Raw genomic sequence first — 21460 nt, 5'->3', positions numbered from 1 at the left:
CCGTAAGACAGCCAGTAAACAAAAAGGCCCCGCCGGAGAATCCGGCGGGGCCTTTTTTGGGCTTACATACTTACAGCGAAGTGCTTACGCCGTCACGGTGGCTTCGGCTACTTTGGGCGCACCCGCCAGGATTTCCTCGTTGGCGAAGTCCGCGTACTTGCGGAAGTTATTGACAAACTTCTCGGCCAGGGAAGCGGCCGTCTTGTCATAGGCTTCTTTCTCCGACCAGGTGTTGCGGGGGTCCAGGATGTCGGTGGGCACGCCGGGCACGGAAGCGGGAACTTCAACGCCAAAGATGGGGTGCTTAGTGAAGGCTACTTCGTTCAGCTCCCCGTTCAGGGCCGCCGTAATCATGGCCCGGGTGTAGCCCAGCTTCATGCGCGAGCCTACCCCGTAGGAGCCGCCCGTCCAGCCCGTGTTGATCAGCCACACGTTGACGTCGGGGTTCTCATCCATTTTCTGGCCCAGCATCTCGGCGTACTTGGTGGGGTGCAGGGGCAGAAACACGGCGCCGAAGCAGGCCGAAAAGGTCGTCTGGGGCTCGGTGATGCCCATTTCCGTACCGGCTACTTTCGCCGTGTAGCCACTCATGAAGTGGTACATAGCGTGGCTCTTGTCCAGCTTGCTGATGGGAGGCAGCACGCCGAAAGCATCGGCCGTCAGGAAGAAGATGTTCTTGGGCGCATCGGCTACCGATGGCTCAATGGCATTGTCGATGTAGCTGATAGGGTAGGCCGTGCGGGTGTTTTCCGTCACCGACTTGTTGGCGTAGTCCACGGTGTGGGTGCCGGGAACAAAGCGCGTGTTCTCGACAATGGAGCCAAACTTGATGGCGTCCCAGATCTGGGGCTCCTTCTCGCGGCTCAAGTCAATAACCTTGGCGTAGCAGCCACCTTCAAAGTTGAAGATACCGGCATCGGGAGTCCAGCCGTGCTCGTCGTCGCCAATCAGCCCGCGGTTCGGGTCCGCCGACAGCGTCGTTTTGCCCGTGCCCGAGAGGCCAAAGAATACGGCCGTGTCGCCTTCAGCACCCACATTGGCCGAGCAGTGCATGCTCAGGGTGTTGTGCTCGTGGGGCAGCAGGTAGTTCAACACGCCGAAAATACCTTTCTTCATTTCACCGGCGTAGCCCGTACCGCCAATCAGAATCATCTTCTTGGTGAAGTTCAGGATAGCGAAGTTCGCCTGACGGGTGCCGTCTACGGCCGGATCGGCCTCAAAGCCAGGGGCGCAGATAATGGTGAAGTCGGGCAGCCAGGAAGTGTCGGCCCCGGCTTCGGGGCGCAGGAACATGTTGTAGCAAAACAGGTTGTGCCACGCCAGCTCATTTACTACGCGAAGCTTGAGCTGATAGTCGGGGTTGGCACCGGCGTACGCCTCGCGCACATACAGTTCCTTATCGGCCAGGTACTGCACCATTTTGGTGTGCAGCTGGTCAAACTTATCGGCTTCGAAAGGAATGTTGATGTCACCCCACCACACTGATTCCGCGGTGTTGGCATCCTTTACCACGAAGCGGTCTTTGGGGGAGCGGCCGGTGAAGCTGCCGGTGTCGGCCATCAGGGCACCGGTGTCGGTGAGGGTCCCTTCCCCACGGCGCAGAGCGTGTTCTACAAGCTCAGCCGGCGTTAAGTTGAGGTGTACTTCGCCAGTTTGGTCGAAGCCCAGGGGCTGCAAACGATTGCGGAGAGAGGTGGTAGCGGCAGTATCCATCATGGGGCCGAAAACGGGATAAAAGTGGGTGGGAGATGGGGGAATTGCAGGACAAAAATAGACAAAAAACCGATACAGGGGCTTACACCTGTTAGTTTATGAGAAAATTTAGCGAAAATTCGCTAAAGTCCGGCGTGATTAGGGGAAAAATGCCCTTACGGTTACCAATTGCGAAAGTTTTGTAGCTTTACCAACCCCCGTCTGGCATGTGCCAGCGGGTCTTTCTTTCTCCCTTCACCTTTATTTCCCCTTCATGCAAACAGCCTCCGCCGTACGCGAGCAACCCACTACGCCCGCGTCGACTGGTCATCCCAAGGGCCTGTATGTGCTCTTCGCTACCGAAATGTGGGAGCGTTTCAGCTATTATGGCATGCGCGCCCTGTTGTCGCTTTATATGATCAAGGCCCTCCTGATGAACAAGGAGATGTCTTCGCTCATTTATGGCAACTATACCAGCCTAGTGTATCTCACGCCGTTGCTGGGCGGCTACATGGCCGACCGCTACTGGGGCAACCGCAAATCCATTCTGGTGGGCGGTCTGCTGATGGCTGCCGGGCAGTTTGCCCTGTTTTTCTCGGCTTCGATGTACGGAGCCGGCCAGACGTCGGCCCCGCAGCTGCAGCTGTTGCTGTTCTTCCTGGGTCTGGGCTGCCTGATTTTTGGTAACGGTTTCTTCAAGCCCAACATTTCCTCGATGGTCGGCTCGCTTTACCCCAAAGGCGACTCCCGTATCGACGCGGCCTATACCATTTTCTACATGGGCATCAACCTGGGCGCGTTTTTCTCGCCTCTGGTCTGCGGTACACTGGGCGACACGGACAACCCCGCCGACTTTAAGTGGGGCTTCCTGGCCGCCGGTATTGGCATGCTCATCGGTAGCCTCACCTTCGAGCTGCTGAAAAACAAGTACGTGGTGACTTCCGAAGGTGCTCCGCTGGGCGCTAAGCCCGAACGTGCCGTAGAGCACTCGCCCGTGGTGCCGGTGCAAACCGACAGCCCCGTGCGCTCCGAAACCATTGCCCAGCCCGCTGCCAAGAGCTTCGCCAGCAAGCTGCCCATGCTCATCGGCCTGTTTGCCGTGGTATATGCCGCCATTGCCTGGATTATGGACCGCGACTGGATTGGTGCGCTGGTATTCTCGGCCATGATTGTTGCCCCCATTACCATCCTCACCGACCCATCATTGACCAGCCGCGAGAAGCAGAAGATCTACGTTATTTTCATTCTGAGCTTCTTTGTAATCTTCTTCTGGGGCACCTTCGAGCAGGCTGGCGCCTCGCTTACTTTCTTCGCCGACGAGCAAACCGACCGCAACCTGATGGGCCGCGTAGTACCGGCTTCGTACTTCCAGTCGGCTAACGCGCTGTTCATCATCGTGTTTGCTCCCATCTTCGCCGTGCTCTGGACCTGGATGGGCAAGCGGGGTACTGAGCCTTCGTCGCCGCTGAAAATGGCTTTTAGCCTGATGCTGATGGCCATTGGCTACCTCATCATTGCCTTCGGCGTGAAAGGTGTAGATGCTAATACCAAGGTGAGCATGTTCTGGCTGATTACCATGTACCTGGTGCATACCTTCGCCGAGCTGTGCTTGTCACCCATCGGTCTGGCTCTGGTAAACAAGCTGGCTCCGGCCCGCTTTGCTTCCCTGCTGATGGCCGTATGGTTCTTGGCTACTGCTGCCGGCAACAAGCTGGCTGGCGTACTCTCGGGCTTGTATCCTCCCGGCCCCGCCGAGTTTGCCAAAGCGGCTAAGGAAGGCATTAACCTGCCTGCCATCCTCAACGGCAGCTCCCAGGTTACGGTCGACCTAGCGGCGAAGCTGAAGGCGCTGGAGCTGACGTCGATGTGGCCTTCGTTCCTGGGCTTCCAGATCACCAGCCTCTACGACTTCTTCATGATTTTCGTGGGCTTGTCGGCGGTAGCGTCGCTCATTCTGTTCTTTATCTACAAGCGCCTGTATACCATGATGGAGGAGCCTGTGACGCCACAGGCTTAAGCTTCTGCTACTTCCCGTGACAAGAAAAAGCCCCACTGTTTTTCAGCAGTGGGGCTTTTTCTTGACCTAGTCCGCCAACTATATGATGAGCTCTACTCTCTTAGTTACCCCCGAAGTATCAGTTTCCACCCCGGTGCATCCACGCTGGGCGCTGGGGGTTCTGCTGGCAATTGCCCTCCTGGAACGCCTTTGCATGGGGACTATTCAAACCGGCTTAGCGCTGGGTTTGCTGGCTCCCTTGGGGTATAGCGTATCTTCCACGCAAGAGCTGCTCGTTGGATTTTCCCTGCTTAATGCCAGTATGCTGCTAGTCGGTGGATGGGTAGCAGATCTGTACTGGGGAGTGCGGCGGACGCTACTGGTTGGGGCGCTGCTGGTAGCAATTGGCTTCGGGGCTTTGGCTGGTGTTTTCTGGGCTAGGCCAGCCGCTTTCGGTGGAAACGATAGTGTGCTTTTGCCGATGCTGTTGGCGCTGCCCGCTATGGGGGCCGGCCTGCTGCTGCCCGGCTTGCTCGTAGCAGTAGCAGGGCTAGGCCGATTTTCTTTGCGCACCTTGGCCCGGGACTTTCTACTGATACGCTTGGTTGCCGGCTTGGCCAGCATTATCCTGCCCCTGGTCATAGGGACAGTTGTAGGCCGCTTCGGAGCAGGATGGATTCTGGGTAGTGCTGGCTGCCTGGCAGCTTTGTTGGTACTATTGCTAGTGCGCTACCGCTACCTGTTGCCCCCGGCGCCATCCGTAAGCTCTAAGTCCTTGATCCGGCAGTACTGGGGCGTGCTCCCTGGGCTGATTCTTATACTGAGGGCCGCGGGTGGCTCAGCTAAAATGCTGACTGTGCTACTAGGAAGCTTATTCTTGGGTACCCTAGGCTACCTGGCGTGGTCAACTGTTACGCCCCGCGCTGGTGAAGAGACGCAACCTGCTCCCCGGAAGCTACTTGTTCAAATTCTGGGGGTATTTGGCTTGAGCCTTTTGCTGGCTGTAGTCACCAAGGCCGGTTATACCGTTGCCCCCGAACCAAGGCAACTGATGATATGGAGCTTGGTGCCGATGGGTGCCCTGCTGGGGTTGTTTCTGTGGACGCGTTGGGAACCTCAGGCAACTGGCGGCTACCGACTGTGGAATGCCGGTTTGATTCTAGCCGGGGTTGGAGCTATTCCGGTGTTGCTGGTACTGCTGCAGTATTTTGAGGTGGGCGCGGGATTAAGCGCTTTTCAATTTGAGCGGCTGGCCGCCACGTTGCCGCTGCATACGGCCATAATCTGCTTACTCTTTTTACTCCCAATTCTGATTAGTCTCTACGGCCCGGCTACTACCAGAGCCCGCCTGATGGCGCTCTGCTTGGTTCTTAGCACCGTAGCAGCCGAGCTGGTTGCGGGCCTAGTCGCTAGCATCTGGCCCTATTAGCCCGCCTGATAGATAAAGGCATTGCCCTCATAAGAAAAGCCCCACCGGACCAATGTCCAGCGGGGCTTTTCTACTCTAGAGCAGCTAGCTCAGGCGGGCTTGATTACATCATGCCGCCCATGCCACCCATGCCGGGGTTGCCACCGCCATGGCTGTCTTTCTCGTTCTCGGGCTCATCCGAGATTACGCACTCGGTGGTCAGGAGCAGGCCGGCAATAGAAGCGGCATTCTCCAGGGCCAGGCGCGTTACCTTGGTGGGGTCGAGGATGCCGGCCGCCATCAGGTTTTCGTACCGGTCTTCGCGGGCGTTGTAGCCGTAGTCGCCTTTGCCTTCGCGCACTTTCTGAACTACTACCGAACCTTCGCCACCGGCGTTGGCTACGATGGTACGCAGGGGAGCTTCGATGGCCGTGCGGATGATGTTTACACCGGTCCGCTCGTCGCCGTTGATCGTGTCAACGCCTTCCAGGGAATCCAGCGCACGCACCAGGGCAACACCACCACCGGGCACTACACCTTCTTCCACGGCAGCGCGGGTAGCGTGCAGAGCATCGTCGACGCGGTCCTTCTTCTCCTTCATCTCTACTTCCGTGGAAGCACCGATGTAGAGGATGGCCACACCACCCGACAGCTTGGCCAGGCGCTCCTGCAGCTTCTCCTTATCGTAATCGGAGGTAGTGGTGCCGATCTGGCCTTTGATTTCGTTGATACGAGCCGTGATGGTCTCTTTCTCACCTTTGCCGTTGACAATCGTGGTGTTGTCTTTGTCAATGATGATTTTCTCGGCGGTGCCCAGGTACTCCAGCGTAGCGCTGTCGAGCTTGTAGCCGCGCTCTTCCGAAATAACGGTACCACCGGTCAGGACGGCAATGTCTTCCAGCATGGCCTTGCGACGGTCGCCAAAGCCGGGAGCCTTCACGGCCGCTATTTTCAGCGAGCCGCGCAGCTTGTTTACTACTAGCGTAGCCAGCGCTTCGCCGTCTACGTCTTCCGAGATGATAACCAGGGGCTTACCGGTCTGCACAACTTGCTCGAGCACGGGCAGCAGCTCCTTCATGGTGCTCACCTTCTTGTCGTAGATCAGCACGTAAGGGTTGTCGAACTCGGCCTCCATTTTCTCCGGGTTGGTCACGAAGTAGGGAGAGAGGTAACCACGGTCGAACTGCATGCCTTCCACCGTTTTTACTTCGGTTTCAGTGCCGCGGGCTTCTTCCACGGTGATAACGCCTTCCTTGCCCACTTTGTCCATGGCATCGGCAATCATCTGGCCGATTTCCATGTCGTTGTTGGCCGAAATAGCGCCTACCTGGGCAATTTCCGACGAGTTTTCAATTTTTTTGGACTGCTGCTTCAGGTTTTCAACTACGGCCTTCACAGCCTTGTCGATACCCCGCTTCAGATCCATAGGGTTGGCACCAGCAGCTACGTTCTTCGAGCCGGCCGCGTAGATGGCCTGGGCCAGTACGGTAGCAGTAGTGGTGCCATCACCAGCCTGGTCGGCGGTTTTGGAAGCTACTTCTTTTACCAACTGGGCGCCCATGTTCTCGATTGGGTCGCTCAGCTCAATTTCCTTGGCTACGGTTACCCCGTCCTTGGTAATGGTAGGCGCGCCAAATTTCTTGTCGATAACCACGTTGCGGCCTTTAGGGCCCAGGGTTACTTTCACGGCATTCGCCAGTTTGTCTACGCCGCGCTTCAGTTTGTCGCGACCATCGGTATCGAATTGGATGTTCTTAGCCATCGTATTTAACAGAGAGGATGAATTCGGAAAGGGAAGGGTGATTTACAGGACGGCGAAAATGTCCGACTCGCGCATGATCAGGTAGTCCTGGCCATCCACGGTGATTTCGGTACCGGCGTACTTGCCGTACAGGACCTGGTCGCCCACTTTTACCTGCGGCTGAATCAGCGTGCCACTGTCGGCCACTTTGCCTTCGCCTACAGCCACTACTTCGCCACGCTGGGGCTTCTCTTTTGCTGTATCGGGGATAATGATGCCCGATTTGGTTTTTTCCTCAGCAGCAGCCGGTGCAATGATGACGCGGTCCGCCAGCGGTTTCATGCTTAGTGACATATTGTTCGTTTTGGTTGAAAGGGTTGGTTGAAATGAACCTGTGCCGCAGGCAACACTTCTTGTGCCAGCCTCCCCGAACCTGACAGAATGAACACGTTTAAGCCCTATTTAGCGTCAGCTTTTCCCCGTAGCGTGCCCACGTGTCAGGGTAGCGGGCAAAAAAGCAGGACTAACAGCTGATTGCGCTGGCTACCGAATAAGGCAGAAAAGCAAAAGCCGCTGACTCCAAAAAGGAGCCAGCGGCTTTTGTAAGATCTGGTAAAGCCGGAGTGCTTACTCGGCGGGCGGGGTCGTGGCTGGAGTGGCAGGCTGCTGGGCAGGAGCCGCTGCACCGGGAGCCGTAGCGGCGCCGGGGGCGGTTGGGGCAGGGGCAGCAGGAGCCGTGGGCAGTTTGGCTTCCAGCGCGCGCTGCTGGTTTACGCTGCGAACCGGACCGCTAGCACTGGAAGTGCCGTTGAGCACGTGCGTGCCCAGGGTCAGGACCATCAGGCCGATAGCGAAGCCCCAAGTGAGGCGCTCCAACAAGTCACCGGTGCGCTTTACGCCCATCAGGTTGGCTGCGCCGCCCGAGCCAAACTGGCTCGACAGTCCACCACCTTTAGGGTTTTGGGCCAGCACTACCAGCGCCAGCAGCAAGCATACAAAGAGAATCAGGCCAATGAGAGCGTAATACATTTACTCGGTAGATTTCAGTTGTTGAATTTGGTCGGCAAAATACGCCTTTTTTTCCGGCTGGCGCACCATTAGCCGCTCATATATTTCAATTGCCTTGTGGATCTTGCCCTGCTGTACCATGATTTTGGCCAGGCTTTCGGAGGCAATATCAGGCACGCCCTGCGTGCTACGGACCGACAAATCGGCCTGTTCCTCGGCCGTGGCGGGCAGCACGGCCGGGGTGCGCAGCCGGGGCTGGTTGCGCAAGAACTTATTGATCAGGTCGAACGGCGACGGAGCGGGCGGCGGGGCCGGCTGGTAGCGCGGGGCCTGCTCGTGCAGCAGCGCATCGGGGGCAAAGAATGCCGTGTCGGGCAGGGCGAAGGTCAGCTCGTCGGCGACCTGCAGGCAGAATCCCAGTCGGCTGCCGCCCCCCAGGGCATAGCCAATGTGCTCGTCGCCCCGGAAGCCCGGAGCAGCAACTACCGGCGCGTCGATAACGCCGGTGTCTTCTTCCAGTACCGGCAACTCATAAACTACCGTGTCGGCCGGCTCGGGCAGGCCCAGACCGAACTCGAAGCGGGAAGAACCCACTTCCACCGGCGGCCGAATAGGCGGAGCCACCGGCGGCAGAATGTCGTCATCAGTAGCTTCTACCGCCGCAGCCTCATCCTGTGCCAGCTTCGGTAGCTCATCAGCTGCCGGTTCTGGGTTTTTTTTCTGGGCGTCCGAAATAACCTCCTGATTAGAAGCGAGGTTACCGCTAATCGGCTCAACTGATTCTGCGGGCTCGGGAGCATCGAAAATTGGCTCCATTTCTTCCTGCTTGCTCTGCTCAGTGACCAGCTCGGGTAGTAACACTTCTGCTTCCGAAGTGCCTTCCGGCGCGGTAGGTTTTGGGCTAAGGCTGGTTTCAACCGTTGCTTCCGTACTGGGCTCCAGCGCCATTTCCCCTTCATAATCGGGTGAGGAAACAGCGGCTGGTTCCGGCTGCTCATCCTCCTCCAGGGCTGACAACTCTTCATCCTGCGCGGGTAGGTCAACGGGCGCCGTAAGTGGCAGCGCAGCCGGTGCTTCTGCTACATCGGCTTCACTTGCCTGGGTTTGCGCCAGCTCGTCCACGGACGGCACCTCAACTGCTGGTTCCTCAACGGGCGTAGCGTCGGCAGTGGCCGGGATAAAAGCGTTAGCTGCTTCGGGGGCCTGCTCCTGCACGGTGGGGCTGACGATTTCGGCCGGGGCAACATGCGGGGTGGCAACGGCGGCCGGCTGCTCGATAAGCTGACGGAGCAGTTGCCGGTCGGCGGCGTAGGTAGCGGCCCGCCGCAGCCGCTGGCCGGCCAGCATGCTGCCCTGATCGTGGGCGGCTTTGGCCAGCAGTACGTGGGCCGTCTGGCAGTAAGGAAAAGCCGCCGCCAGTTGCTCCAGTTCACGAATTTCGGTTTCCGAAATAGCGCTTACATGATCAAGAATGTGCAACAGCGACGCGCGGGTCATAGACGGAAACGGTAATGGGAGAAAGAGCCCTGCTGAGGCCAGCCCGGATGATTGCGGGGCGGCAAAAGTGCATCAATTTATGCAGGAAACCCACGCGGCCGGCAAAACAGCTAGTTTAAGCCAGGTTTACCAGTTGGCTACCGACTTGTTGAAGGCGTCGGTGATGATGTTGAGCATGATGCGGCGCAGGGCCACGGGGTCGTTGTTGATGCGGGCAATATCCTGGGTGGCCGGGAAGTCGCCGTAGCTCTGGAACGTCTGCTCGAAGTCCTGCTTGGGGTCCTGGGTGTTGGTGTAGCGCACCCGCACCTGAATGGTGAGGCGGTTCACCCCGGCCTGGTCGACGCCGTTTTGGCTCTGAATAGCGGCCGGGGCAAAGTCGTAGGCTACAATCTGTCCCTCAAACTGCAAGTCGCCGTTGCGCGGTACCAGCTTGAGCGTGGTGTTGCGCTGGAAATAGTCTTTGAACTCCTCGGTAAAGCGCTGCGCCAGAAAGGAAGGGCCGTTGCTGGCCGTGTTCTGAAACGTCTGAATGGAAATGGTCTTAACCGACGGGTCGATGCTGGTGCCGGTGAAGGAATATACGCTGCAGCCGGCCAGCAGGGGCCAAAACGCCAGCACCACCAGCCAGGCGGCCAGCTTCCTATAATTGCTCCAGATCATATTGCTTTAGCTTGCGGTAGAGGGTGCGCTCCGAGATACCCAGGTCGTGGGCGGCGTATTTACGCTTGTTGTGGTGCTTTTTGAGGGCCTTCATAATCATCTCCTTTTCCTTGGCCTCCAGGGAAAGAGTTTCCTCCTCGGTTTCGTGCGGAATGTCTTCCACCCGCTGCGGCTCGTCTTCGTAGGTGGCGGCATCCTCCACCGTCATTTCGGGGCGCGGCGTGATGAAATAGTCCGCAGTACCATTGTCGGCAGGGCCAGAACGGGACAGCCGGTTGTTTTCGTATACCGGCGCCACGTTCAGGTTATTGAACAGGTGGCTGTTCTGGCGCAGCAGCTCCTGGGCTTCGGCCGGGCGCTGCCCGGCGGCCATGTCCAGCACCATCTTCTTCAGGTCGGTCATGTCGCGGCGCATGTCGAAGAGCACCTTGTAGAGCAGGTCGCGCTCCGAGTAGGAGTTAGCCTCGGCGCCGTGAGTGCCCGAGGCGCTCAGCAGCATGGGCAGGCGGCTGCTCTGCTCGGCGGGCAGGTACTGGCGCAGGCGGGCATTATCCACGTCGCGCTCAGTTTCCAGCACCGACATTTGCTCGGCCACGTTCTTGAGCTGGCGGATGTTGCCGGGGAAGCTGAAGCGCTGCAATTCTGTCACGGCCTCGGGGCTCAAGGCAATGGGCTTCACGCGGTAGCGCTCGGCAAAATCGGTAGCGAACTTGCGGAACAGTAGGTAGATATCGTCGCCTCGCTCACGCAGTGGTGGAACCGTAATCGGGACGGTATTGAGGCGGTAGTAGAGGTCTTCCCGGAACTTGCCCTCGCGCACCGCGTCCAGCAGATTCACGTTGGTAGCGGCCACCACGCGCACATCGGTCTTCTGCACTTTGCTGGAGCCGACGCGGATGAACTCGCCGTTTTCGAGCACGCGCAGCAGGCGGGCCTGGGTGCCGAGCGGCATTTCCCCGATTTCGTCGAGGAAGATGGTGCCGCCGTTGGTGACTTCGAAATAGCCTTTGCGGGCTTCCTGGGCACCCGTGAACGAGCCTTTCTCGTGCCCAAACAGTTCCGAGTCAATCGTGCCCTCGGGAATGGCCCCGCAGTTGATGGCAATGAACTGCCCGTGCTTACGGGGCGAAAGAGCGTGAATGATCTTGGAAAAAGATTCCTTACCCGAGCCGCTTTCCCCGGAAATCAGCACCGTCATGTCGGTGGGCGCGACTTGGGCGGCCACCTGAATGGCGTAGTTCAGCGCCGGCGCGTTGCCGATGATGCCGAAGCGTTGTTTGATGGATTGTATTTCGGAAGGTGTCAAGGTCGGGGAGTGTCTGCTAAAGGGTAAATAGCCAGGCTTTATTCGGATGCCAGTATTTCATTGAATCCTGGATAAGCCGGTACGTACTTGATTTTGACTGAGTCGCCTATTCGATATTCTGGAGAAAGTGAATTGCCAGAATAGATTTTACCTGCAACTGAAAAGGAATATGAGTAGGTGAGCTCTCGCGCTACGTTGTTATTGCCAAGAGAATTCTTCTGACTGATGATAACGGCTTGAGTTTCTACACCGAGGGAGTTCAACAATTGATTACGAACTGCATTCTTCAGGATAAAACCTAAAGCAATGAAGGCTAGCAGAGAAAACCCCAGGTTTTCCCTGATGAAGACGAACAACGCCGAAAAAAACCTTCTCTTTGTTGTTCGATTGGCTCTTCTTGCCATTAGCTACTCCACCGAGTTGCCCAAGAGTGAGCCGCCGGTGCCAGTGTGCACCAGCACGTTCACGTAGTCACCTTTCTGGTAGTGCTTCTTGGGGAAGATGACGACCTGGTTCTGGCTGTTGCGGCCGCTCAAGTGCTCGTCGCTGCGCTTGGAGAAGTTCTCGACCAGCACCCGGTGCACTTTGCCCACGGCCAGCTGGTTGCGGGCGGCGCTGCTTTTCTGCTGCAAATCGATGATTTCCTGCAGGCGGCGCTTTTTCACGGCCAGCGGAATATCGTCTTCCAGCTTGCGGGCGGCCAGCGTGCCGGGGCGCTCCGAGTAGAAGAACATGTAGGCCATGTCGTACTGCACCCAGTCGATGAGGCTGAGCGTGTCCTGGTGCTCCTCTTCGGTTTCGGAGCAGAAACCCGCAATCATGTCGGTGCTGATGGCGCACTCGGGGCCTAGGATGCGGCGGATGGCCTGCACCCGATCCTCGTACCAGGGCCGGTCGTAGGTGCGGTTCATAAGCTTGAGAATGCGCGAGTTACCGCTTTGGGCGGGCAGGTGAATGTACTTGCAGATGTTCTCGTAGCGGCCCATTGTGTAGAGCACCTCGTCGGTGATGTCCTTGGGGTGGGAGGTCGAGAAGCGCACACGCAGCTCGGGGCTGATGAGGGCCACGCGCTCCAGCAGCTGGGCGAAATTGACGAACTCCAGGCCGTCCTCCGACGTCCACTTATAGGAGTCCACGTTCTGGCCCAGCAGCGTCACTTCCTTGTAGCCCTCGGCCACCAGGTCGCGGCACTCCTGCACGATGCTGTGCGCGTCGCGGCTCCGCTCGCGGCCCCGGGTGAAGGGCACCACGCAGAAGGAGCACATATTATCGCAGCCGCGCATGATGCTTACAAAGGCGGTGATGCCGTTGGAGTTGAGGCGTACCGGCGTGATGTCGGCGTAAGTTTCGTCGCGGGAGAGCAGCACGTTCACGGCTTTTTGGCCGCCATCCACTTCCCGGATCAGGTTGGGCAGGTCGCGGTAGGCGTCGGGGCCGACTACCAGGTCCACGAGCTTTTCCTCCTCCAAGAACTTGCTTTTCAGGCGCTCGGCCATGCAGCCCAGCACGCCCACGAGCAGGCCGGGGTTGCGCTTTTTGTGGCTGTTGATCTGCGAGAGGCGCATGCGCACGGTCTGCTCGGCCTTTTCGCGGATGGAGCAGGTGTTGAGCAGCACCAAGTCGGCGTCACTGAGCTGCTCGGTGGTATCAAAGCCCTCCTCGAAGAGAATGGAGGAGACGATTTCAGAGTCGGAGAAATTCATCTGGCAGCCGTAGCTCTCGATGTAGAGCTTGCGCTGCCGGCCGGTGCGGGTGGCCGGGCTGACGCGCACATCCTGAGCCGGTTGATGGTCGGCCGTAGTGGGTGCGGCGGGCGTATCCAGAAAGTCGAGGGTGAGCAGAGGCTGAGACATAGGTATCGTAAACACAGAAGGAGGGCAAAGGTAACGGTTTTTGCCCCAAAATGACAGAATGGCAGAGCTTGATTAATGTGCGAATATGGTTGAATGTGCTGAGGTGCTAAATGAAGTTCCGTGTCATTGCTAGGAAGTATGACGACGCCATCCGTCCTCTGAAATGCGCTGCGTTTCCTCTAGTGAAAAGCCCTGTACCACACTGATGGTAAAGGGCTTTTTCGTGTTGAATGGAGCCTTGTCACTCAGGTGAGGAAGGTCCTTCGAAAGCTCAGAATGACAGGATCAACAATGATGACAGACAATTAGCACATCAGCACATTCCAACACATTCCAACACATTAGCACACTAGATCAAGCACTTGACGCAGGTCCGTAACGGCGTGAAACTCCAGGCCTTCGAGCTTCTCGGGGTCGACGTGCTCGAATATCCAGGTGGCGTGGAATGGCACGTGGACGGCCCGAAAGCCCAGCTGGGCCACGGGCAGAATATCGGACTTAAGCGAGTTGCCGATCATAAAAAACTCGCCCGGCAGCGCATTGTAGCGGGCCAGGATGCGCTGGTAGGAGGCCTCGTCCTTTTCACTGACGATTTCCACGTAGTCGAAAAAGTCGCCCAGGCCGGAGCGGGCCAGCTTGCTTTCCTGGTCGAACAGGTCGCCCTTGGTGAGCACCATCAGGCGGTGGCCGCGGCGGCGCAGCTCGGTGAGCACCTCCACCACGCCCGGCAGCGGCTCGATGGTGTAGCGCAGCAGGTCTTTGCCCATATCCAGAATCTGCTGGATTTCCACGCCCGTCACTTTGCCGTCGGTAAGCTGGATGGCAGTTTCAATCATGGACAGCATAAAGGACTTGGCCCCGTAGCCGAAGAGCTTCATGTTCTGGCGCTGCACCGCGTTGAGCTGCTCGGTAATGCGGGCCGGGTCGCCGCAATGAGCCAGGATGTCGAGCAGGCGGGCCTCCACCTGGTCGAAGTGGGGCTGGTTGGACCACAGGGTGTCGTCGGCGTCGAAGGCAATCAGGTAGGGGACGGACATGGCGGAAAGCGTCAGGAAAAACCGCCGGAAAGGCCAGCGGAGGCCGTAAAGTTACCGAACTTGCCGGCCATGAAACAGCTTATCGACCTGACGACCTGGAACCGCCGCGACCATTTCGCCTTCTTCGGGGCCTTTGAAGAACCGTTTTTCGGGCTGGTGGCGCCCGTGGACTGCACCGGCGCCCAGGCCGAAGCCAAGCGGCTGGGCGTGTCGTTTTTCCTCTACTACCTCTACCACGCCGTGCAGGCGGCCAACGAGGTACCCGAGTTTCGCACCCGCATCGAAGACGGGCAGGTGTACTTGTATGACCGGGTGCACGCCTCGGCCACGTTGGGCCGCGCGGACCACACCTTCGCCTTTTCCTTTATCGAGCAGCACGACGAGCTGGCCGGCTTCGTGGCGGCGGCCACGGCCGAAATCGAGGCGGTGCAGACCAGCACCGGCCTGCGCCTGAGCGACACCACCGGCCGTGTCGACGTGCTGCACTGCTCGGCCATTCCCTGGGTGCGCTTCACCGGCCTGACCCACGCCCGCAGCTTCGCTCATCCCGACAGCTGCCCCAAGATTTCCTTCAGCCAGCTCTACCAGGAAAACGGCCGCACCTACCTGAACGTGGCCGTGAACGTGCACCACGCCCTGGCCGACGGCTACCATGTGGGCCAGTTTCTGCAGGCCTTCGAGCGGCGGCTTAGAGGTGAGGTGGTGAAATAGGGAAACGCTGGTTGCGCACCGGTGGTCGGAACAACAAGGAGACGCATACACGCGTCTCCTCGTTGTTCTGCCTCGCCCTCACGGGCCCAAGGCAAACGACGATTGAGACCCAAGTATGCGTCTCTACATGCAACGTCAGTTGCTATTTGCCAAAAGTGCCTGTCGACCGGACGGGAGGCACTTGCACAACTCCAGAAATGCCTCCCGAGTAGGCGGGAGGCGCTTGCGCAACTCCCAAAGTGCGCGTCGCCTAGGCGGGAGGCACTGGTGTACTTACAAAAATCCCTCCCGCCTAGGCGGCAGAGGCTACATAAGATACGAAAATGCCCGCCTCCTAGGCGGTATGAGCAGTCTGCCTTCCAAAGGTGCTTACTGCCTAGGAGGCGGGCATTTTTCTACTTGTGAATAGGCTGTCGGCACCTACAGGGCGTTTGCCAGTGTTGCATGTGCCGACAGCCGCCCGCGCTATTTGCACCATACGAGCAGCAAACTCACCATCTCACTATCTCGCCACTTCGGCTCCGAGCACCTCAAGCATGGCGCGGGCTTTGAGCAGACACTCATCGTACTCGCGCTGCGGGTCGGAGTCGTAGGTGATGGCCGAGCCCACTTGGAAGCTGAGGTAGCCGGTATCGGCGCGGTACTGCAGGCTGCGAATCACGACGTTGAACTCAAATTCGCCATCGGGCCAGATATAGCCCAGGCTGCCGCTGTAGAGGCCGCGCTTGGTGCGCTCATACTGCTCGATGAGCTGCATGGCCCGGATTTTCGGGGCCCCCGTCATCGAGCCCATCGGAAAGGTGGCGCGCAGCATATCCACCACATCAACGCCGGGGCGTAGCTCGGCCTCTACGGTCGAAATCATCTGCCAGACGTGGCGGAAGGGGTAGAGGCCGAACAGCTCGGGCACCCGCACGGTGCCGGGCTGGGCCACGCGGGCCAAGTCGTTGCGCACCAGATCCACAATCATCAGGTTTTCGGCCCGCTCTTTCTCGTCGTGCCGCAGCTGTTCGCGCAGCTGCGCGTCTTCCACGGCAGTGGTGCCGCGCCGGATGGTACCTTTGATGGGCTGGGAAATCAGTTGCGGCCCTTTTTTCTGCAGAAACCGCTCCGGCGACGCGCAGAGCAGGTACCGGTCCTGCCATTTGTAGAAGCCGGCGAAGGGCGTAGGCGAAGCCGCATTCAGGCGCAGAAACGTGTCCACTGGCTCCAGCGGTACATTTTCTGCGTAAAACTCCTGACACAGATTTAGCTCGTAGACTTCCCCGTCGAGAATGTCTTCCCGAATAGCTTCTACTGCCGCCAGATACTCGTTTTTAAGCAAACGGGGCCGCATTGGGCCCACCGGGGGTGCCGTATCGGCCGGAAGTACCGTCGCCAGAATAGCCGCCAAGACGCCCGCCGTCCTTCCGTGGATTTCTACTCCGTCGGGCTGCCAGCATAGCCAGGTCTTGGGTGCGAAAAAGTGCAGGGCCGGCCACTGCAGCCCGTCGAAATGCCGGCTGTGCAGCTTTTCAATCTCGTTTTTGACGTCGTAGGTCACGAAGCCACAGCGCGGGCCCTGCGCTGCTTGCTGCAGCCAGGCCTGCAGGTCGGCCAGGGAGCCGGGCGCCGCATCGGCCGCATCGGCAACGGCCAGCAGCCGCTCGAAGGTGCCGTGGGGGTAGGCCAGGTCGTTCGATTCGAAGTAGGCGCAATACGGTTGCTGCGCGGCCCAGTGCAGCGCCCGGGCCCGGAATTCATCGGCCGAAACCGGAAGAGCAGCAAAGAGGATGACTTCAGCCAAAACGGAAAGTGCAAAAAGCGGGAAAGCGCGGCGGGCTGCAAAAGTAGCCAGCCGCTACCGGACTTTGGCCGCCGGCAGCCCCGCCAGCGCCACTTTCGCCTTGGCGTCGGTGCTGTTCTTGTACTCGTGCTTGGGCGAGTCGAGCGCCTTCTGGAAGTACAGCCGGGCCAGGTTCAGCTGTCCGTCGGCCTGGCAGAGGTAGCCCATCTGCAGCGCCGACTGCGGCCCGAAGTAGTACGGCGACTTGCCGGTTAGGGCAATGGTGCGGGTGTAAAACAGGCGGGCCGAATCCAGGCGGCCCAGGCCGTGGTAGGCGCGGGCCCGGCGGTAGGGCTCCTCCAGCCGGTCGCGCAGCAGCCCCGACACCGCAAAGCCGCGCAGGGTAGCCAGGGCGGCCCGGTAATAGCCGCCGTCAATCTGGAGCCGGGCCCGGGTCAGGGTACGGTTCAGCGGCAGCTTGTCTTCCAGAAAGCGCTGGGCGTAGGTGTCTTCCTCCACCACGGTACGCCCGCCCGCGCTGATTTGCTGGCGGTAGCGCTCGGCCAGGGCCGCGTCGCCGCTGAGCCAAGCGGCCAGGTAGAGCTTGAAGGCGGCATCCTTGCGGTAGTGCACGCCCTGGTACTCCTGCAAAAACTGCTGGTTGGCGCGCATGGAAGCCGCGTACTGACCCTGGTAGAGCAGCAAATCGGCGGCCATGTGGTGCAGGTAGGCAATGGGCAGGTAGCCCGCACCGGTAGGGCGGCTGCGGTAGGCGGCCAGGGCCTGGTCGGTACGGTGCAGGCGCTTGTTGAGGCTGAGGAGCAGGTAGCTATAGAGCAGATTGTCGGGCTGCTGACTGGCCAGCTGCTGCACGAGCCGGGTTGTTTCCTCGCCCTGCTTGTAATAGGTTTCCTGCACCAGGGCCAGGATAATGCGGGCTTCGGGCTGAAAGTCGTTGGGCTTCTGGGCGGCCAGGCGCAGGTTCCGCACGCCGGCCTCCACGCTGCCGGGCATGCCCAGCAGCTTCAGAAACCAGTGGTAGCCCTCGGGCAACGAGCCCACCATAAACTGGCACATTCCCAGGGTTTTGCGGGCCGGGATGAAGTCCGGGTAGCGCTTTACCACACTTTGCAGCTGCTGATATGCTTGCCGCAGGCTCCAGGCTCCCTGAATTTCGTGCTGGTAGGTGACCTGGGCGGCGGCCTGGTGCAGCCGGATTTCGGCCCGGGCGTAGTCGCGCAGCGGGCCCCGCTCCGCCGACTTTTCCAGCAGGGCCAGCCGCTGGTCCTGGGCTGCCACCACGGCCTCGTAGCGGCTGGCATTCTGCAAAATCATCAGCTCGGTGAAGTCGATGCAGTCGGCTACGAGCAGGGTGCCGGCGCTGGTGGGGGCCCGCTTCAGCTCCTCGCGCAAAATGGCCCGGGCCGGCTCCACGCGCAGCTTCAGCAACTCGGCGTAGGCGCGCCGGGCCGTGGGCGATAAGCTCACAGCCGCTGCTGTGGCTGCTTCCGGCGCCTGTGCGGTGGCCGTGTCGTGCTGGGGCGGGGCGGCCGCGCCCAGCAGCCACGCCAGCAGCCAGAGCAGCGGCAGCCGGAGGGAAACAGAGAAGCGCAGGAGCGGCGGGAAGTGAGGCAAGACAGCGGAAGGGCAATAAAAAAGGAACGACTTTGCGGGCCGTTCCTTTTTTGGGGTGCGTTCGAAGAACGAGCGGGGACGTTTTAAGCCTGGGGCTTCACGTCTACGTCGGCCAGTACCCGGCCGCAGTGCTCGCACACGATGATTTTCTTGTGGGAGATGATGTCGGCCTGGCGCTGGGGTGGCACGGTGTTGAAGCAGCCGCCACAGGCGTCACGTTTTACCATTACCACAGCCAGCCCGTTGCGCACGTTGCCGCGGATACGGGTGTAGGCCGTCAGCAGGCGCTCCTCGATGGGCTTCACGGCCTCTTCGCGCTCGTCGAGCAGCTTTTTCTCGTCGGCTTCACTCTCGCCCACGATGGTCTGCAGCTCGTGGTTTTTGTTGGTCAGGTCCTTCTTGCGCTCTTCCAGGCGCTGCTTGGTGCCGGCGATATCGGCGTTCTTCTGCTCAATCTGATACTGGGCCTCCTTGATTTTCTTCTCCGAAATCTGGATTTCCAGGCGCTGCAGCTCTATTTCCTTAGCAATGGCCTCGTACTCACGGTTGTTGCGCACGTTTTGCTGCTGGTCCTCATACTTCTTGATGAGGCTGTCAGCATCTTTGGCGTTCTGCTTGCGCTGCTTGATCTGGTCGTTCAGGGACTGAATTTCCTCGTCAAATTTGCTCACGCGCACCTCGTAGCCAGCAATTTCGTCTTCCAGGTCGCGCACTTCTTCGGGCAGGTCGCCACGCACGCGCAGAATTTCGTCGAGCTGCGAGTCAAGGCGCTGCAGGTTCAGAAGGGCTTCCAGCTTACTGGCAACGGTGGTTTCCGTGGAAGGATTAGAAATCATAACGGACAGGGTTGGTGAGGGTCTCAGCAATTAAGACCGCAAAAGTACTTTTAAAGTTGGCCGTAAGCAAATCCCGGAAGATTTCCCCGGTAAATTGCTCACTTTCGAAGTGGCCCACGTCGCAGAGTAGCAGCTGGCCCTCGGCCCCGAAGTACTCGTGGTACTTCAGGTCGCCGGTGACAAAGGCGTCGGCCCCGGCCCGGCGGGCAGTGCCGATTAGAAAGCTGCCCGCCCCGCCGCACAGCGCCACTTTTTTGATGGGTTTATCAAATTCCGTGTGCTTGACCACGGGCACGCCCAGGGCCGTGCGCAGCCGCTGGCGAAACTCGGCCGGCGACAGAGCCTCGGGCAACTCGCCCAGCATACCGGAGCCCACGTCCTGGTCGGTATTTTCCAGCTTTACCAGCTCGTAGGCCACTTCCTCGTATGGATGAGCGGCCCGCAGAGCCCGCAGGGCGGCACCCTGCAAGTGCAGCGGCAGGAGAACTTCCACGCGCTCCTCGCGCACTTTTTCGGGCTGCTCCCGGGTGCCGATAAACGGAGTGGTGCCCGCACCGGGCGTGAAGGTGCCGGTGCCTTCCACGCGGAAGCTGCATTCGGAGTACTGGCCCACCTGCCCCGCGCCGGCCTGGTACAGCGCCTGCAAAACGGCTTCGGTGTGGGTGGTGGGCACGTACGTAATGAGCTTGCCCAGCGTGCCGGCTTTGGGGTCCAGAATGCGCAGGTTTTCCAGGCCCAGCTTCTCGCCCAGCTTGTGGTTCACGCCCGGCAGCACGTTGTCGAGGTTGGTATGGGCCGCGTAGATGGCTACATCGTTTTTGATGGCTTTGATCAACGTCTGCTCCACCTCGTTGGCCCCTGTCAGGCGCTTCAGGGGCCGAAATACTACCGGGTGGTGCGCTACTACCACGTTGCAGCCCCGCCGCAGGGCCTCGTCGATGATGGCCGGGGTGCAGTCCAGGGCAATAAGCACGCCGCGGACCTGGGCCTGCGGGTCGCCGCACTGCAGGCCGGCATTGTCGTAGGATTCCTGGTAGGCGAGGGGCGCCACTTGCTCAAGGGCGCGGGCGAGGTCAGCAACGGTAGGCATGGGGCAAAGATAGGAAAGGCGCTAGTGCGCGGCGGCAATCTGGTTGCGGCAGGCCGTCAGCACTGCCACGTAGCGGGCCACGTGCGCGGGCAGGTCGCGGCGCTTGTACTGCATCAGGTAGCGCGGGTGGTCGAGCACGTGAATCTGGTCGAAGAGCTGCAGCTCCTGATTCAGCCGGAGCAGGTGCTGCCCGTTACGTCGGCCCAGGCACACGGCCACTCGTCGCACCAGCCCCACTTCCAGCACCTGCTGCTGCAAGGAAAGCCGAATGGCCGGGTCCAGGGCCTTGAGCAGGGCCGGCGAGTCATAGTAGTTGTAGTTGCGGCCCTGGCGCAGCAGCACGTGCGGGTAGAGGGAACCCAGAAAAAAGTCCTGGTAGAACAGGGTCGGGCCGCCCAGGGCCTGCACGACTTCGTACACAAACTGGCTCGACAGCTCCCGGTGGCGCGGCAGCTCGTTGGCAATACCGCAGTGGTCGGCCAGGGCTACGGGGTCGGTGAAGGCCACGCCGGTGCGGCCGTTGCCGAGGCGGCCGGGATTGATGCCCAGCAGGGCAATGCGGGGCTGGTTGTCGTGGTAATAGCGCCGGGCAAAGCGGGTGAACAGCTCCCGGGGCATGGCTTCCTGGTAGGGGCTCAGGGCCGTGGCCTCGTCGGGCAGCCCGGTGGGCAGCGGAAAAGAGGTCAGAAAGTGCAGCAGACGGTCGGCAAACGTGGACATGGCGGGCAGGGTAGAACCCTGGCATACGCAGATGCCCGGCCGGTGGCAGTGCGCTGCCGCGGCCAGGGCGCAAACGCAGGGAATGCGCAGCCCGCCACGCATATTGTTTCGTACCTTAAGAAGTAGGCGTACTTTTGCGGCTCCGCGCTTCCGCTGCTTTGCCATGCCTCATCCGTTTGCCTTTTTGCTGCTGCCCTTCGCCTGGCTCTACGCCGGGGTGATGCGCGTGCGCAACTGGCTCTACGACAACGGGCTGAAAGAATCAGTGGCTTTTCCGGTGCCGGTTATCAGCATCGGCAACCTGCGGGCGGGCGGCACGGGCAAAACGCCCCATGTGGCCTGGGTAGTGCGCCAACTCCTGCTGGCCGGGCAGCACCCCGCCATCCTGAGCCGGGGCTACGGCCGCCAGACCACCGGCTACCGCCTCGCCGATGCCGCGGCCACAGCCGCTACCATCGGCGACGAGCCCCTGCAGCACTACCAGGATTTTCGGGGCCAGGTG

19 protein-coding genes are annotated in these 21460 nt (G+C 59.9%); 4 read left to right on the top strand and 15 right to left on the bottom strand.

Annotated elements, in window-relative coordinates; translation table 11 throughout:
- Window positions 1-84: 84 nt before the first annotated feature.
- Window positions 85-1713 (bottom strand): phosphoenolpyruvate carboxykinase (ATP), encoded by a 1629-nt coding sequence (gene pckA / locus LGH70_RS17650; RefSeq protein WP_431357429.1) that lies wholly within the window; start codon window positions 1711-1713, stop codon window positions 85-87.
- A gap of 253 nt (window positions 1714-1966) precedes the next feature.
- Between pckA and LGH70_RS17645 the strand changes: the two genes are divergently transcribed.
- Both LGH70_RS17645 and LGH70_RS17640 read left to right on the top strand, forming a co-directional pair.
- Complete coding sequence (locus tag LGH70_RS17645) at window positions 1967-3709, top strand: peptide MFS transporter (RefSeq protein ID WP_226188313.1); 1743 nt, start codon at window positions 1967-1969, stop codon at window positions 3707-3709.
- Window positions 3710-3791: 82 nt separating this feature from the next.
- Window positions 3792-5117 (top strand): hypothetical protein, encoded by a 1326-nt coding sequence (locus tag LGH70_RS17640; RefSeq protein ID WP_226188310.1) that lies wholly within the window; start codon window positions 3792-3794, stop codon window positions 5115-5117.
- Between the two features lie 103 nt (window positions 5118-5220).
- Here the strand turns inward: LGH70_RS17640 and groL are convergent, their stop codons facing one another.
- From groL to LGH70_RS17595, 9 genes are all read right to left on the bottom strand, one after another.
- Complete coding sequence (gene groL / locus LGH70_RS17635; protein WP_226188308.1) at window positions 5221-6858, bottom strand: chaperonin GroEL; 1638 nt, start codon at window positions 6856-6858, stop codon at window positions 5221-5223.
- A gap of 42 nt (window positions 6859-6900) precedes the next feature.
- Entirely contained in the window at window positions 6901-7191 is a 291-nt protein-coding gene (gene groES, locus LGH70_RS17630) for a co-chaperone GroES (RefSeq protein WP_135391854.1), read from the bottom strand.
- 273 nt (window positions 7192-7464) lie between these two features.
- The gene (gene secG, locus LGH70_RS17625; RefSeq protein ID WP_226188306.1) at window positions 7465-7866 is read right to left on the bottom strand and encodes a preprotein translocase subunit SecG; all 402 of its coding nucleotides are present in this window, start codon (window positions 7864-7866) and stop codon (window positions 7465-7467) included.
- Window positions 7867-9342, bottom strand: coding sequence for a DUF8458 domain-containing protein (locus tag LGH70_RS17620; protein WP_226188304.1), 1476 nt, complete (start codon window positions 9340-9342; stop codon window positions 7867-7869).
- Between the two features lie 126 nt (window positions 9343-9468).
- Complete coding sequence (locus tag LGH70_RS17615; RefSeq protein WP_226188303.1) at window positions 9469-10005, bottom strand: LptE family protein; 537 nt, start codon at window positions 10003-10005, stop codon at window positions 9469-9471.
- On the bottom strand, window positions 9986-11311 hold the full coding sequence (locus LGH70_RS17610; RefSeq protein WP_226188301.1) for a sigma-54 interaction domain-containing protein: 1326 nt from the start codon (window positions 11309-11311) through the stop codon (window positions 9986-9988). The genes LGH70_RS17615 and LGH70_RS17610 overlap by 20 nt, the downstream gene beginning before the upstream one ends.
- 38 nt (window positions 11312-11349) lie before the next feature.
- The gene (locus tag LGH70_RS17605) at window positions 11350-11667 is read right to left on the bottom strand and encodes a hypothetical protein (RefSeq protein WP_226188299.1); all 318 of its coding nucleotides are present in this window, start codon (window positions 11665-11667) and stop codon (window positions 11350-11352) included.
- A gap of 51 nt (window positions 11668-11718) precedes the next feature.
- Window positions 11719-13164 (bottom strand): tRNA (N6-isopentenyl adenosine(37)-C2)-methylthiotransferase MiaB, encoded by a 1446-nt coding sequence (gene miaB, locus LGH70_RS17600; protein WP_226188297.1) that lies wholly within the window; start codon window positions 13162-13164, stop codon window positions 11719-11721.
- 341 nt (window positions 13165-13505) lie between these two features.
- Window positions 13506-14201 (bottom strand): HAD family hydrolase, encoded by a 696-nt coding sequence (locus LGH70_RS17595; RefSeq protein WP_226188294.1) that lies wholly within the window; start codon window positions 14199-14201, stop codon window positions 13506-13508.
- Window positions 14202-14270: 69 nt separating this feature from the next.
- Between LGH70_RS17595 and LGH70_RS17590 the strand changes: the two genes are divergently transcribed.
- On the top strand, window positions 14271-14912 hold the full coding sequence (locus tag LGH70_RS17590) for a chloramphenicol acetyltransferase (protein ID WP_226188291.1): 642 nt from the start codon (window positions 14271-14273) through the stop codon (window positions 14910-14912).
- Between the two features lie 502 nt (window positions 14913-15414).
- On the opposite strand, the gene LGH70_RS17585 is transcribed toward LGH70_RS17590, so the two are convergent.
- The 5 genes from LGH70_RS17585 to LGH70_RS17565 all read right to left on the bottom strand — a co-directional run bounded on the left by LGH70_RS17585 (window position 15415) and on the right by LGH70_RS17565 (window position 20958).
- Window positions 15415-16698, bottom strand: coding sequence for an anthranilate synthase component I family protein (locus LGH70_RS17585; RefSeq protein ID WP_226188288.1), 1284 nt, complete (start codon window positions 16696-16698; stop codon window positions 15415-15417).
- A gap of 54 nt (window positions 16699-16752) precedes the next feature.
- Window positions 16753-18312 carry a DUF3808 domain-containing protein gene (locus LGH70_RS17580; RefSeq protein ID WP_226188285.1) on the bottom strand — a complete coding sequence of 520 codons (1560 nt, stop codon included), beginning with the start codon at window positions 18310-18312 and terminating at the stop codon, window positions 16753-16755.
- Window positions 18313-18395: 83 nt separating this feature from the next.
- The gene (locus LGH70_RS17575) at window positions 18396-19148 is read right to left on the bottom strand and encodes a zinc ribbon domain-containing protein (protein WP_226188282.1); all 753 of its coding nucleotides are present in this window, start codon (window positions 19146-19148) and stop codon (window positions 18396-18398) included.
- On the bottom strand, window positions 19138-20238 hold the full coding sequence (locus tag LGH70_RS17570; RefSeq protein ID WP_226188278.1) for a Nif3-like dinuclear metal center hexameric protein: 1101 nt from the start codon (window positions 20236-20238) through the stop codon (window positions 19138-19140). The genes LGH70_RS17575 and LGH70_RS17570 overlap by 11 nt, the downstream gene beginning before the upstream one ends.
- Window positions 20239-20259: 21 nt before the next feature.
- Window positions 20260-20958 (bottom strand): uracil-DNA glycosylase family protein, encoded by a 699-nt coding sequence (locus tag LGH70_RS17565; RefSeq protein WP_226188274.1) that lies wholly within the window; start codon window positions 20956-20958, stop codon window positions 20260-20262.
- A 163-nt stretch (window positions 20959-21121) separates the two neighbouring features.
- Between LGH70_RS17565 and LGH70_RS17560 the strand changes: the two genes are divergently transcribed.
- On the top strand, window positions 21122-21460 hold a 339-nt coding region (locus LGH70_RS17560), incomplete at its 3' end, for a tetraacyldisaccharide 4'-kinase (protein ID WP_226188271.1).

The sequence above is a fragment of the Hymenobacter nitidus genome, from assembly GCF_020447315.1.
GTDB classification, from domain to species: Bacteria; Bacteroidota; Bacteroidia; order Cytophagales; family Hymenobacteraceae; genus Hymenobacter; species Hymenobacter nitidus.
This window is presented reverse-complemented; position numbering and strand designations above follow the sequence as displayed.